The 12,843-nt window shown below is 70.4% G+C and carries 13 protein-coding genes and 1 pseudogene; 4 read left to right on the top strand and 10 right to left on the bottom strand.

The genetic code is table 11. The features are described 5' to 3' along the window. Window positions 1–55: 55 nt before the first annotated feature. The 4 genes from SH922_RS26690 to SH922_RS26705 form a co-directional block, all read right to left on the bottom strand. The gene (locus SH922_RS26690) at window positions 56–1,204 is read right to left on the bottom strand and encodes an ABC transporter substrate-binding protein (RefSeq protein WP_393060373.1); all 1,149 of its coding nucleotides are present in this window, start codon (window positions 1,202–1,204) and stop codon (window positions 56–58) included. A 32-nt stretch (window positions 1,205–1,236) separates the two neighbouring features. After that, window positions 1,237–2,106, bottom strand: coding sequence for an ABC transporter permease (locus tag SH922_RS26695; RefSeq protein WP_393060374.1), 870 nt, complete (start codon window positions 2,104–2,106; stop codon window positions 1,237–1,239). Then, on the bottom strand, window positions 2,103–2,921 hold the full coding sequence (locus SH922_RS26700; RefSeq protein WP_393060375.1) for an ABC transporter ATP-binding protein: 819 nt from the start codon (window positions 2,919–2,921) through the stop codon (window positions 2,103–2,105). The genes SH922_RS26695 and SH922_RS26700 overlap by 4 nt, the downstream gene beginning before the upstream one ends. A 192-nt stretch (window positions 2,922–3,113) precedes the next feature. Beyond that, window positions 3,114–3,533: a Fur family transcriptional regulator gene (locus SH922_RS26705; RefSeq protein ID WP_393060376.1), complete on the bottom strand. Its 420-nt coding sequence runs from the start codon at window positions 3,531–3,533 to the stop codon at window positions 3,114–3,116. 178 nt (window positions 3,534–3,711) lie between these two features. On the opposite strand from SH922_RS26705, the gene SH922_RS26710 reads away from it, so the two are divergent. Then, the gene (locus SH922_RS26710) at window positions 3,712–5,163 is read left to right on the top strand and encodes a catalase (RefSeq protein ID WP_393060377.1); all 1,452 of its coding nucleotides are present in this window, start codon (window positions 3,712–3,714) and stop codon (window positions 5,161–5,163) included. A gap of 129 nt (window positions 5,164–5,292) precedes the next feature. On the opposite strand, the gene SH922_RS26715 is transcribed toward SH922_RS26710, so the two are convergent. Beyond that, complete coding sequence (locus SH922_RS26715; RefSeq protein ID WP_393060378.1) at window positions 5,293–5,694, bottom strand: cyclic nucleotide-binding/CBS domain-containing protein; 402 nt, start codon at window positions 5,692–5,694, stop codon at window positions 5,293–5,295. Between the two features lie 197 nt (window positions 5,695–5,891). Then, window positions 5,892–6,692 (bottom strand): histidinol-phosphatase, encoded by an 801-nt coding sequence (gene hisN, locus SH922_RS26720; protein ID WP_393060379.1) that lies wholly within the window; start codon window positions 6,690–6,692, stop codon window positions 5,892–5,894. 122 nt (window positions 6,693–6,814) lie between these two features. Between hisN and SH922_RS26725 the strand changes: the two genes are divergently transcribed. Next, a complete protein-coding gene (locus tag SH922_RS26725) occupies window positions 6,815–7,435 on the top strand; it encodes a TetR/AcrR family transcriptional regulator (RefSeq protein ID WP_393060380.1) in 621 nt (206 codons plus the stop codon). A 34-nt stretch (window positions 7,436–7,469) separates the two neighbouring features. On the opposite strand, the pseudogene SH922_RS26730 reads toward SH922_RS26725, so the two are convergent. From SH922_RS26730 to SH922_RS26745, 4 genes and pseudogenes are all read right to left on the bottom strand, one after another. Continuing rightward, window positions 7,470–7,794 (bottom strand): annotated as a pseudogene (locus tag SH922_RS26730) (DMT family transporter). Window positions 7,795–7,954: 160 nt separating this feature from the next. Then, window positions 7,955–8,971 carry a ribosome small subunit-dependent GTPase A gene (rsgA, locus tag SH922_RS26735; RefSeq protein WP_393060381.1) on the bottom strand — a complete coding sequence of 339 codons (1,017 nt, stop codon included), beginning with the start codon at window positions 8,969–8,971 and terminating at the stop codon, window positions 7,955–7,957. Between the two features lie 3 nt (window positions 8,972–8,974). After that, window positions 8,975–10,315, bottom strand: coding sequence for a 3-phosphoshikimate 1-carboxyvinyltransferase (aroA, locus tag SH922_RS26740; protein WP_350999819.1), 1,341 nt, complete (start codon window positions 10,313–10,315; stop codon window positions 8,975–8,977). A gap of 90 nt (window positions 10,316–10,405) precedes the next feature. Beyond that, window positions 10,406–11,119, bottom strand: coding sequence for a M50 family metallopeptidase (locus SH922_RS26745; RefSeq protein ID WP_393060382.1), 714 nt, complete (start codon window positions 11,117–11,119; stop codon window positions 10,406–10,408). Window positions 11,120–11,184: 65 nt separating this feature from the next. On the opposite strand from SH922_RS26745, the gene SH922_RS26750 reads away from it, so the two are divergent. Both SH922_RS26750 and SH922_RS26755 read left to right on the top strand, forming a co-directional pair. Further along, a complete protein-coding gene (locus tag SH922_RS26750) occupies window positions 11,185–12,000 on the top strand; it encodes an SOS response-associated peptidase (protein WP_393060383.1) in 816 nt (271 codons plus the stop codon). A 65-nt stretch (window positions 12,001–12,065) separates the two neighbouring features. Next, window positions 12,066–12,716, top strand: a complete 651-nt coding sequence (locus tag SH922_RS26755; RefSeq protein ID WP_393060384.1) for an alpha/beta family hydrolase — start codon at window positions 12,066–12,068, stop codon at window positions 12,714–12,716. Window positions 12,717–12,843: the final 127 nt, after the last annotated feature.

Consider the following 12,843-nt stretch of genomic DNA (forward strand, 5'->3'; position numbering starts at 1 on the left):
CGGATCCTTTCGAGGATCCGGCCCTCTGTGCATGCCGCACGCGGATGCCGGCGGCTCAGGGCTTGTGGCCCACCGCCTCCCCGTACATCGCCCGGTCCACGGCCTTGTCCTCCGGCACCGGAGTGCCATCCGAGACACCCGAGTCGGCGTACGCCTTCTGCAACCGGTCCGTCGTGCCCTTCCGGATCTCCCAGTCCATCCGCATCGACGGTGTCGACCGCAGGGTGGCCTCGTCGGTCTTCATCAGTCCGGCCAGTTCGGCGACGAAGGCGGGATCGGACTTGTAGTCGTCGGTGAAGTAGGTGTTCACCGTGCGGATGTAGGCCCGGAGGAAGGCGACGCCCGCGTCCGGGTCCTTGTTCAGCAGCGTCGGGCCGAACAGGAGCCCGCCGAGCGGCTCGCCGACCGGCTGGCCTCCCAGGAAGGCGTACTTCTCGTCCCCGTCCACCTTCCGCCAGATCGGGTCGAGCAGCCAGGCGGAGTCCACGCCGCCGTTCTGCAGGGCGGTGAGCACGTCCGCGGAGCCGAGCTGCTGGAAACTGATCTTGTCGAGCCCGCCGCCGTGCTTCTTCAGCGAGGTGTCCATCGGATACGCGATCACCGAGCCCTTGCCGATCATCGTGCCGAGCTTCCGCCCCGCCATGTCCACGTGATCGGCGCTCTCACCCTCCTTGAGGCGCACCCAGAGACCGCTCTTCGAGGTCGGGTCGGGGGAGAAGTTGCCGGCGACCCACTTGATGGCGAAGCCGCCGTTGATGCCGTTCATCACGGCGGCCTCGGGCGCAGCCCACTGCGCGTCGACGTCCCCCTTGGCGAGCAGGGGCAGGGCGTCCGGGGTCGGGAGCACCTTCAGGGAGACGTCGAGACCCTCCTTCTCGAACTCGCCCTTGGCGACCGCGACCTGAAGCGGAGCGACGTACTCCGCACTCAGGGTGCCGGTGGCGACGGTGATCTTCCGCTTCTTCGCGAGCGGCTGGGCGGCCGGAGCCCCCTTGTCGCAGCGGGCGGGCTTGCGGTCGGGTGCGAGGTCCGAGGGGTCGGTCCAGCTGCCGGCGCCGCAGCCGGCGACGGGCTTGACGGTGCGCGGTGCGGCGTCCGCGGCGTCGGCGCCGTCCGACGAGTCGTTCCCGGCGCAGCCTGCCGCGCCGAGCAGGGACGCCGCCACGAGCACAACAGTGCAGGTGAAGGGGGTACGTGTACGCACAGTGCCTCCGTAAGGGGAGCGGGTGGAGCCGTTCACGACTGACTGCGGCCGCGGTCGCGCGGGGCCCACGGGGTGAGCAGCCGGCCCGCGATCCGCACCACTTCGGAGAAGACGACGCCGAGCACCGCCACACAGACGATGCCGACGAACATCACGTCGTTCTGGAACAGGGCGCGGGAGTCGAAGATCAGGTGGCCCAGCCCGTCGGCCGCCGCGATCTGCTCCGAGGCGACGATGACGAGCACCGCCACTCCTGCCGCGATCCGCGCACCGACGAGGACCGCGGGGAGCGAGGCGGGCAGCAGGATGTGCCGGAACATCTGCCAGGGCGAGGCGCCGAACACCTGCCCCGCATCCCGGTGACCGGCCGGAACGGCGAGCACGGCCGCCATCGTCGAGATCCAGACGAAGAAGAAGACGGTGGTGGCGACCAACGCGATCTGCGGCCCTTCGCCGAGGCCGAACATGTTGAGGAAGACCGGGAGTAGCGCCAGTTTCGGTACGACGTAGAGGGCGTCGAGCAGCGGTTCCAGCGCGGCCCGGACGAGCGCGAGCGAACCCATCAGCAGGCCGAGGGCGTAGCCCGCGACCGTGCCGATCGCGTAGCCGCCGAGGACCCGCTTGAGCGTGGCCCACACATCAGGCCACAGATCGCCGTCGGCCGCGCGGTCCCAGCCGTCCGCGAGGATGGTGGAGGGCGCGGGGTAGACGCGGTCGTCGATCCAGGACCTGGCCGCGGCCAGCTGCCAGAGCAGCACCAGGAGCAGCGGTACGGCCACGGCGAGCGCGATCTCCAGGGTGCGGCGCCTGCGGTGGGTGCGTACGGGATGGAGTTCCTGCGGCCCCGGCCTGCGGACCAGGACCTGCTCGTCGACGGTCGTGGACTTCAGGGCCGTACTCATACCGGTGCCGCCTCTCCACTGACCTCGCCGCGCAGCAGTTCCCACAACTCGCTCTTCAGCGCCGTGAACTCGGGTGTCGAGCGGATGTCGCCGGTGCGCGGCCGGGCGAACGGCGGACGGTGTTCGGCGATGATCCGGCCCGGTCTGGCGGACATCACGAGGACCCGGTCCCCGAGCACGATCGCCTCCTCCAGGCTGTGGGTGATGAACAGGGTGGTGGTGCGGGTGGTCTGGGTGAGGTCGAGCAGTTCGTCCTGAAGGATCGTGCGCAGCTGTGCGTCGAGCGCTGCGAACGGCTCGTCCATCAGCAGGATCTCGGGCTCGACGGCGAGTGCGCGAGCGATGGCCACCCGCTGGCGCATGCCGCCGGAGAGCTCGGCGGGATAGGCGCCCGCGAAGTCGGCGAGTCCCAGTCGGGCCAGCCAGTCGCGTGCCCTGGCATCGGCCGCCCGGCGGGGCATGTGCTGGATGTCGAGGCCGAAGCGGACGTTGGCGAGGACGGTCTTCCAGTCGTGGATCCCGTAGTCCTGGAAGATCATCGCGGCCGGGCGGGGCGACGTCGTACGGATGGACAGCTCACCGGCGCTGGGGCGCAGGAGCCCGGCCGCGATCCTCAGCAGGGTGGACTTGCCGCAGCCGGACGGTCCGACGATGCAGGTGAACTCGCCCGGCGGGATGTCGAGATCGACGGGGCCGAGGGCGGCCAGGGCCCGGGTTCCGCGCCCGAAGGAGCGGGACAGGGCGCGGGCGCGGAGTTTGGGGGTGGTGATCGGTGGCGCGGTTGCCTGGGGTGGGTTCGGGTGCGGGTCTCCCACGGGTCTCTCCTCGTGCACATCGAGGTGCACAGCCGTCGCGGGGGCGGCTGTGATCGCCGATGACGATATGACGACCCGTCAGATTGGGGAAGGGGGTGTGCGGGGAACGCGCGGGCGATGGTCTGTCCCAGGGGTGCCCGGCCCACACGAAACGCCCCCACCGGGACGTCCGGTGAGGGCGGGGGGCTGGGGTCAGGCGACCGTGGCGCAGTTCGGGCAGATGCCGCGGTACGTCATCTCGACGCCGGAGATCATGAAGCCGAAACGCTCGCCCGCCGGCAGGTCCGCGAGCGGGTCGCCCGCCGGGTGCACGTCGCGGATGGCGCCGCACTTCGCGCAGACCAGGTGGTGGTGGGGGCGGTGTGCGTTCGGGTCGTAGCGCTTGGCCCGGCGGTCGGTGGAGACCTCGATGACCTCGCCGAGGGTCACCATCTCACCCAGGGTGTTGTAGACGGTGGCGCGGGAGATCTCGGGCAGTTTGGCGACGGCCCGCGCATGGACCTCGTCGGCCGTCAGGTGCACGTGATCCCCGTCGAGGACCTCGGCCACGACGCGCCGCTGCGCAGTCATGCGCCAGCCGCGTCCGCGAAGTCGTTCCAGGAGGTCACTCATGGGGGCAAGCCTAACAGTGGGCGGGAGTCAGGTTCTGAACGGGTGTGGCTTTAGAGCCTGCCTTGACTTGGACTTAGTCCATTGTAGGATCGGATACGACATTGGCCGGGGGCAGGCTGAGCTCGCCATGACGGCACGACGGCATGACGAATGAGCAGGAACGACGCAGGAGGCGCACGTGACACAGGGACCGCTCACGACGGAGGCCGGCGCACCGGTCGCCGACAACCAGAACAGCCAGACCGCGGGCGTCGGCGGTCCGGTTCTGGTGCAGGACCAGTCGCTGCTGGAGAAGCTTGCGCACTTCAACCGTGAGCGCATACCGGAGCGCATCGTGCACGCACGGGGCGCCGGCGCGTACGGCACGTTCACGCTGACCCGTGACGTCTCGCAGTGGACGCGTGCCAGGTTCCTCTCCGAGGTCGGCAAGCAGACCGAGACCTTCCTGCGCTTCTCCACGGTCGCGGGCAACCTCGGCTCGGCCGACGCGGTGCGCGACCCGCGCGGTTTCGCGCTGAAGTTCTACACCGAGGACGGCAACTACGACCTCGTCGGCAACAACACCCCGGTGTTCTTCATCAAGGACGCCATCAAGTTCCCCGACTTCATCCACACCCAGAAGCGCGACCCGTACACCGGCTCGCAGGAGGCGGACAACGTCTGGGACTTCTGGGGGCTGTCGCCCGAGTCCACTCACCAGGTGACCTGGCTCTTCGGTGATCGGGGAATCCCGGCCACGCTCCGGCACATGAACGGCTACGGCTCCCACACCTACCAGTGGAGCAACGAGGCCGGCGAGGTCTTCTGGGTCAAGTACCACTTCAAGACCGACCAGGGCATCAAGAACCTCACCCAGGACGAGGCCAACAGGCTCGCCGGCGAGGACCCGGACAGCCACCAGCGTGATCTGCGTGAGTCCATCGAGCGGGGCGAGTTCCCGTCCTGGACCGTGCAGGTCCAGATCATGCCTGCGGCCGAGGCGGCGACGTACCGCTTCAACCCGTTCGACCTCACCAAGGTGTGGCCGCACGAGGACTACCCGCCGATCGAGATCGGCAAGCTGGAGCTCAACCGGAACCCGGAGAACATCTTCGCCGAGACCGAGCAGTCGATCTTCAGCCCCGCACACTTCGTGCCCGGCATCGGTCCGTCCCCGGACAAGATGCTCCAGGGCCGTCTCTTCGCGTACGGCGACGCGCACCGCTACCGCGTCGGCATCAACGCCGACCACCTGCCGGTCAACCGCCCGCACGCCACCGAGGCGCGGACCAACAGCCGTGACGGGTACCTGTACGACGGCCGCCACAAGGGCGCGAAGAACTACGAGCCGAACAGCTTCGGCGGGCCTGTCCAGACGGACCGCCCCCTGTGGGAGGCCACCCACGTCACGGGCGGCACGGGTACCCACGAGGCGCCGAGCCACGCCGAGGACAACGACTTCGTGCAGGCCGGGAACCTCTACCGGCTCTACTCCGAGGACGAGAAGAGCCGGCTGATCGACAACCTCGCCGGGTTCATCGCGAAGGTCTCGCGCGACGACATCGCCGAGCGCGCCATCAACAACTTCCGCCAGGCCGACGGCGACTTCGGCAAGCGGCTGGACGCAGCGGTCCAGGCCCTGCGCAGCTGAAGCATGTAGCGGAAGGGGGCGGGGTGGGACAGCGCATTCGCTGCCCCACCCCGCCCCCTTCCGCGCGCTCACCCAGGCGCGAGCGGCCGGTTCCCGTGCTCGGGACCGGTCGTCCGTCCGCGCGGCCCCTCAGCCGACCAGCTCCACCGGATGACGCCTGGCCGGTGCCCAGCAGCGGATGATGTCGCGCACCGAGACGATGCCGACCGGCCCGTCGTCGTCCAGCACGATCAGATGCCGGAAGCCGCCGTGTGTCATGGCCTCGGCGGCCTCCTCCAGGGTCCAGGTGGGTGCGGCGAAGACCACATCGGTCGTCGTGTGGGTGGAAGCGGTCTCGGAGTCGGGGTCCTGCCCCGATCCGACCGCGTTGAGGATGTCGCGCTCGGTGATGATTCCGAGCCCGCAGGTGTCCGGGTCGTGGACGACGGCTGCTCCGATCCGGCGTGCCGACATCAGCCGGGCGGCCTGGCGGAGGGTATGGGTCGGGCCGATGGTGAGGACCATCGTGCTCATGGCGTCTCGGACGAGCATGAAGGGAGCCACCTCCTCCGTGAAGCGACTCTGTGAGTCGATTCACAAGTTCACAAGTGGGGGGACTCTCAGAGTTGCACCGATGAGGGACGGCAACAAGGGGGAGCGGAGATCGTTCGAGGGGCGTGCGGTGGTGAGGCACGCCCCTCGTCGGTCCCGTATGCCTGGTCAGGCCCGGACGGTCCGTTGCGGCACGGTCAGTAGCGCTGGTTCAGGTAGCCGAGCAGTTCGTGGTGGAGTGTTCCGTTCGAGGCCGCGGCATTTCCGCCGCCCGGACCGCTGACACCGTCCAGGCTGGTGAACCGGCCACCCGCCTCCTGGACGATGATCGCGTTCGCCGCCATGTCCCAGAGCGAGAGCTCCGGCTCGGCGCAGATGTCGACCGAACCCTCGGCGACCATCATGTACGGCCAGAAGTCCCCGTACCCGCGGGTGCGCCAGCAGGCCCGGGTCAGGTCCATGAAGCCGTCGAGCCGGCCCTGCTCCTCCCAGCCGGTCAGCGAGGAGTACGCGAACGAGGCGTCCGCGATGCGCTCCACCTTCGAGACGTGCAGCCGGCTCGCGGAGGTCAGGCTGCGGCCGGTGAACGCACCCGCTCCCTTCGCCGCCCACCAGCGCCGCTGCAGCGCGGGCGCGGACACCACGCCGACCACCGGCTGGAACCCGTCCTCGCCGGCCTCCATCAGTGAGATCAGCGTCGCCCAGACCGGTACGCCGCGTACGTAGTTCTTGGTGCCGTCGATCGGGTCGATCACCCAGCGGCGCGGACCCGTCCCCTCGATCCCGTACTCCTCGCCCAGGATCGCATCGCGCGGCCGTGCCCGATGGAGGTGGCCGCGGATCAGCTCCTCGGCGGCCTTGTCGGCCTCGCTCACCGGCGTCATGTCCGGTTTGGTCTCGACCTTGAGGTCCAGAGCCTTGAACCGGTCCATCGTCGTCGCGTCGGCGGCGTCCGCCAGCACGTGGGCGAGGCGCAGATCATCGTGGTAATCGGGCATGCCGTCACAGTATCCACCGCCGGTGAACGCAGCCACAGGGCCCCGGAGGCTGCCCGGACCCTTGACAGTGCGGGGGAGCGCCTCAACTCTGAAACGCAGAGCCCTCGGTGGGGGAGGCGACGATGCCGACAGCGCGGGACGTACTGCTGGACGCAGCTCACGCGGCGCTGGCCGCCCGGCCCTGGCCCGCAGTGCGGATGGTCGACGTGGCCGCGGCCGCCGGGGTGTCCCGGCAGACGCTCTACAACGAGTTCGGAAGCAAGGACGGACTGGCCCGGGCCCTGGTCCGGCGCGCCGCCGACAGCTATCTGGCCGGTGTCGAACGGGCGCTGGGATCCGCCGGCGGTACGGGCGACAGGCTGGCCGCCACCGCCGCCTGGACGGTGCGTGCCACGCGGGCGAACGCCCTGGTCAGGGGGTTGCTCACGGGTTGCTGGGACGAGCGGTTACCCCACCCCGTCGCCTCGCTGCGGCGCTCCGGGGCCGCCGTACCGGCCCAGCGCCGGGCCGATGCCGGACTGCCGACCCCCGCCGAACTCCTGGGCCAGGTCAGGGACCGTGCGGTGGCCGCACTGGACGAGGGGCGCCCGCCTCACGACCCGGCTGCCCTGGCCACGGTGTGCGAGCTCGCTCTGCGGCTCGCCCTGTCCTATGCGCTGGTGCCACCGCCCGCGGGCATGGCGGGGGACGGGGTGCCGCTGGTGCGGGACGTCGTGGACCGGCTGCCGGACGTGGCCGCCTGAGCGCGGTGGGGGAGACGCCGGAGGGGCGGGCCCGTCAGTGGGACGAGCCGGAGAGCTGGAGCCCGATCACACCGAGGATCACCAGCGAGATCGAGACCAGCTTGAGCGTGGAGACCACGTCGTCCAGGAAGACCATGCCGTAGATCGCGGTGCCCGCCGCGCCGATGCCGGTCCACACCGCATAGGCGGGCCCGACGTCGAGCTTCTTCAGCGACAGGGTCAGCAGGCCGAAGCTGCCCAGGGCGAAGATGCAGAAGGCGATGGTCGGCCAGAGCCGGGTGAAGCCGTGTGAGAGCTTGAGGCAGACCGCGAAGCCGGTCTCCAGGAAGTCCCGCGACCACGACCAGCAGCCACGCCATCGTCAGTGCCCCTCCCGCGTAGGTGACCGCCTTGTACCGCTGGGTGTGATTATGCACTTACCAGCGACGGGTGATCGCAAACGCGGCGGGACCGGTCGCCTTCGCGTCGTTCCCTGCGAACACAGGGGTCCCCGGCGCCGGGGACCCCTGGACACCGAGGTCAGTCGCCCTCGCGTCGCTCCCGTGTGGACAGCAGCCGCCGCAGCGAATCCAGCCGTGCCGGATCGGCGTGCCCCGCCTCCACCCAGGCGTCCAGCGCGCATTCCGGTTGCTGGCTGTCGTGGGTGCAGCCGCGCGGGCACTCCTCGGTGCCGGGCTGCAGATCGGGGAAGGCGTTGATGACCCGGGACGGGTCGATGTGGTGCAGGCCGAAGGAGCGGACACCGGGGGTGTCGATCACCCAGCCCCGGTAGTCCGGCAGCGGGAGCGCCAGCGCCGACGTGGTGGTGTGGCGGCCTCGCCCGGTGACCGCGTTGACGATCCCGGTCGTACGCCGTCTGTCCTTCGGTACCAGCGCGTTGACCAGCGTGGTCTTTCCGACACCTGAGTGCCCGACGAAGGCGGTCACCCGGTCGTGCAGCTGTTCGCGGACCCGCTCCGCCGCGTCGCCGTTCTCCAGCTCCTCGCGGTTGGTGACGATGAACGGCACGCCCAGCGGGGTGTACGCCTCCAGGAGCTTGTCCGGGGAGGCCAGATCGGACTTGGTCAGCACCAGGAGGGGGGAGAGCCCGCCGTCGTACGCGGCGACCAGACAGCGGTCGATCATCCGCGGACGCGGTTCCGGATCGGCCAGTGCCGTGACGATCGCCAACTGGTCGGCGTTGGCGACCACCACCCGCTCGAACGGGTCGTCGTCGTCCGCCGTCCGGCGCAGCACCGAGCGGCGCTCACCGATCCGGACGATCCGGGCGAGGGTGTCCTTCTCGCCGGACAGATCGCCGACGATGGAGACGGTGTCGCCCACCACCGCGGCCTTGCGGCCCAGCTCACGGGCCTTCATCGCGATGACGGTGCGGCCCTCGACGAGACAGGTGAGGCGGCCGCGGTCCACGGTGAGGACCATGCCCTCCTCGGCGTCCTCGTGCTTGGGACGGATATGCGTACGAGGCCGGTTGCCCTTGCGGTTGGGGCGGACCCGGATGTCGTCCTCGTCGGGGTTCTTGCCGTAGCGGCGCATGTCTCAGGCCCCGAGCATTCCGGTCCACATCTGCGGGAAGTCGGGCAGGGTCTTGGCGGTTGTCGCCACGTTCTCGATCTCCACTCCGGGGACGGCAAGGCCGATGATCGACCCCGCGGTGGCCATCCGGTGGTCGTCATACGTATGGAAGGTACCGCCGTGCAGCGGTCGCGGCCGGATGTGGAGTCCGTCCGCGGTCTCGGTGACGTCGCCGCCCAGCTCGTTGATCTCCTTGGTGAGCGCGGCCAGCCGGTCCGTCTCGTGCAGCCGCAGATGGGCGACACCGCTCAGCGTGGAGGGGGAGTCGGCCAGGGCCGCGACGGCCGCGATGCCCGGGGTCAGCTCGCCGACCTCGCCGAGGTCGACGTCGATGCCGTGGATCCGGCCCGAGCCGGTGAAGGTGAGCCCGTGCTCGGTCAGCTCGCAGCTGCCGCCCATCGCGGTGAAGATCTCGCGCAGCGCGTCACCGGGCTGCGTGGTGCGCAGCGGCCAGTCCGGAATCGTGACCCGGCCACCGGTGACCAGCGCCGCGGCCAGGAACGGCTGGGCGTTGGAGAGGTCGGGCTCCACGGTCAGGTCGCGGCCGAGCAGGGCCGAGGGGGAGACCCGCCAGACGTTCGGCTCGCCGCCCGTCTCCGGCTCGTCCACCTGGGCGCCGACGGCACGCAGCATGTCGACGGTCATCCGGATGTGCGGCATCGAGGGGAGCCGGGCGCCGGTGTGACGTACCTCCACGCCCTGGTTGAAGCGCGGCGCCGACAGCAGCAGCGCCGAGACGAACTGGGAGGACGAGGAGGCGTCGATCGCCACCGGTCCGCCGTCCAGTGCGCCGCCGCCGTGCACGGTCATCGGCAGCGAGCCGCGGCCGTCGTCGTCGATCCGGGCGCCGAGCACGCGCAGGGCGTCGATCACCCCGGTCAGCGGGCGCTCGTAGGAACGGGGGTCGCCGTCGAAACGGACCGGCCCGTTGGCCAGGGTCGCCACGGGGGGCAGGAAGCGCATGACCGTACCGGCGTTGCCCACGTCGACGGTCACCGGGCCGTGCAGGCCAGCCGGGATCACCCGCCAGGCCTCGCCCGAACCGTCCGGGCCGCCGGCGACGGACGAGCTGGAGGACACCGTCTCCTCGATGCCGACGCCCATCGCGCGCAGCGCCTCGGCCATCAGCAGGGTGTCACGGGAGCGAAGCGGGCGGCGCAGCCAGCCGGGCTCCGACGAGAGCGCGGCGAGCACCAGCGCACGGTTGGTGACCGACTTCGATCCGGGCACGGTGACGGTCGCGTCGACGGCTCCGCTCGCGTGAGGGGCGGGCCAGAGGGCGGGGTGCACGGAACTTTCGGTCATGGAGCTCACTTTAGTGGCTCACCGCAAACCAGGATTTTGACCAAAAGCAACGAAATCAGTGCGTAATGCAGGAGTGGTAAGGGATGAGGCTCACAGACCCAGCAGCCAGCGGCCGCCGCCGATGAGTGAGCAGAGCGACACCGCGTGGAACAGGAACAGCCACAGCGCGGCCGGCACGTCCGTCAGCCGGGCCAGCTGGTCCGCGTCCGAGTCCGGTGCTCCGCCGTGCCTCCGCTTGGACTGCAGCTCGAACGCCGGACGCACGCCGCCCAGCAGCAGGAACCAGACCGCGCTGTAGGCGAACAGCGACTGCCAGGCGGGCGAGGCCAGCCACGACATCAGCAGGAAGAGCGAACCGGTGAGGATCACCGTCAGCGCCCCGTACACGTTGCGGATCATCACCAGCATCACAGCGAGCAGCGCCGTGGCCACCCACAGCAGCAGGGTGATCCGGCCGTTCACCAGGAGCCATGCACCGCCCAGTCCCAGCAGTGAGGGCGCGGTGTAGCCCGCCGCCGCGGTCAGGACCATGCCGATCCCGGTCGGCTTGCCGCGGCTCACCGTCAGTCCGCTGGTGTCGGAGTGCAGCCGGATGCCCGAGAGCTGCCGTCCGGTGAGCAGGGCGACCAGCCCGTGGCCGCCCTCGTGGGCGATGGTGATCGCGTTGCGCGACAGCCTCCATATGAAGTTCGGTACGACTGCGATGAGTGCCGCCGTGGCGGTCACCACGACCAGCCACTGCTCCGGGGCGGGCTGGGTGCCGAAGATGCGGTCCCACAGATTGCCGAGATCGGTGCTGTCCATGGCGTGGGCGGCTCCTTGCGGTATTGGCATCCGGTCGGGATGACGATCGTGGCAGTCTGGCACCTATGTGCGGACGGTATGCAGCGAGTCGGCGGCCCGAGGATCTGACCGGACTCTTCCAGGTGGAGAAGTGGGAACCGGCCGAGACGCTGGAACCCGACTACAACGTGGCGCCGACCAAAGAGGTCTACGCCGTACTGGAACGTCCTGTGAAGGACGCCGACGACCAGCGTCCGGTTCGCCAGCTGCGCGCCCTGAAGTGGGGGCTCGTCCCCTCCTGGGCCAAATCCCCGGAGGGCGGCGCCCGGATGATCAACGCCCGTGCCGAGACGGTCCACGAGAAGCCGTCCTTCCGCCGCCCCTTCGTCTCCCGTCGCTGCATCCTGCCGGCCGACGGCTATTTCGAGTGGGTGACCGGCACCGAGGAGCGGCAGCTGGAGGAGAAGGGCCGCAAGAAGCGCCCACGCAAGCAGCCGTACTTCGTGACCCCCGCCGACGGATCGGTCTTCGCCATGGCCGGTCTGTACGAGTTCTGGCGCGACCGGACCCTGCCGGACGACCACCCCCAGGCCTGGTGGGTCACCTGCTCGGTGATCACGACCGAGGCGGAGACGAGCCCGCTCGCCGTCGCGCCCGCGGAGGGGCCGGCCGCGCTCGCCGACATCCACCCCCGGATGCCGCTGATGCTGACCCCGGACCGCTGGGACGACTGGCTGGATCCCTCCCGCACCGACATCGAGGAGCTGCGCGGGCTGCTCGCGCCGCCGCCCGGAGGGCTGATGCGGGCCTATCCGGTGGCGACCGCCGTCAGTAACGTCCGCAACAACGGTCCCGAGCTGCTGGACGAGCTGGCGGCGCCCGAGGTGAGCACCCTCTTCTGAGGGATGCGCCGGACCCGGACCTGCCGGACCCCGGAAGGCCGGCCGCGGCTTGGTTGGATGGGGGCGTGAAAGCCACCGGCACAGCACCGCACACCGAGACGGTCGACACCGACACCGGCACCGCCCGGATCACCTGGGCCCCCGCACGCAACCCGCGCCTCCTGCTCGCGCTGGGGCACGGCGCCGGCGGCGGCATCGAGGCCCGCGACCTGCATGCCCTGGCCACCGCGCTGCCCGCGCACGGGGTGAGCGTCGCCCTGGTGGAGCAGCCCTGGCGGGTCGCCGGGAAGAAGCTCGCGCCCGCCCCGAAGACCCTGGACACCGGCTGGCGCGGCCTGTGGCCGGCGCTGGCCGCTCCCGGGCTCCCGGTCGTCGCCGGCGGACGCAGCGCCGGCGCCAGGGTGGCCTGCCGCACCGCGGCCGGGCTGGGCGCCCGCGCGGTCCTCGCGCTCAGCTTCCCGCTGCACCCCCCGGGCCGCCCGGAGAAGTCCCGCGCGGACGAACTCCTGGCCTCCGGCCTGCCCACGCTCGTCGTCCAGGGCGGCAACGACCCGTTCGGCAAGCCCGCCGAATTCCCGCCGGGGGAGTACCGGATGGCCGAGGTGCCGCACGGGGACCACGGCTTCGCCGTCCCCAAACGGTCCGGACTGACCGAGGCTCAGGCGATGGAGATCCTCACCGCGGCCGTCACCGGATGGCTGGCCGACGTCGGGTGACACACGGCCGGGAATCCGGCCCGGGTCCCGTGACGTACGACCCGGGAATGTTGGACGGGGGACCACTGTTGTTCGGGACGTCGGTACACCAACGTCGTATGTGGAGAGGAAGTCCGTCGCATGGGTT

Origin of the sequence: Streptomyces sp. LN549 (genome assembly GCF_043203805.1) — a bacterium.
Classification (GTDB): domain Bacteria; phylum Actinomycetota; class Actinomycetes; order Streptomycetales; family Streptomycetaceae; genus Streptomyces.

Excerpts from the sequence above, each read along its gene's own strand:
- SH922_RS26695 (WP_393060374.1), bottom strand. The coding sequence starts at position 2,106 with ATGAGTACGGCCCTGAAGTCCACGACCGTCGACGAGCAGGTCCTGGTC.
- SH922_RS26705 (WP_393060376.1), bottom strand. The coding sequence starts at position 3,533 with ATGAGTGACCTCCTGGAACGACTTCGCGGACGCGGCTGGCGCATGACT.
- aroA (WP_350999819.1), bottom strand. The coding sequence starts at position 10,315 with ATGACCGAAAGTTCCGTGCACCCCGCCCTCTGGCCCGCCCCTCACGCG.
- SH922_RS26725 (WP_393060380.1), top strand. The coding sequence starts at position 6,815 with ATGCCGACAGCGCGGGACGTACTGCTGGACGCAGCTCACGCGGCGCTG.
- SH922_RS26715 (WP_393060378.1), bottom strand. The coding sequence starts at position 5,694 with ATGCTCGTCCGAGACGCCATGAGCACGATGGTCCTCACCATCGGCCCG.
- rsgA (WP_393060381.1), bottom strand. The coding sequence starts at position 8,971 with ATGCGCCGCTACGGCAAGAACCCCGACGAGGACGACATCCGGGTCCGC.
- SH922_RS26745 (WP_393060382.1), bottom strand. The coding sequence starts at position 11,119 with ATGGACAGCACCGATCTCGGCAATCTGTGGGACCGCATCTTCGGCACC.
- hisN (WP_393060379.1), bottom strand. The coding sequence starts at position 6,692 with ATGCCCGATTACCACGATGATCTGCGCCTCGCCCACGTGCTGGCGGAC.
- SH922_RS26750 (WP_393060383.1), top strand. The coding sequence starts at position 11,185 with ATGTGCGGACGGTATGCAGCGAGTCGGCGGCCCGAGGATCTGACCGGA.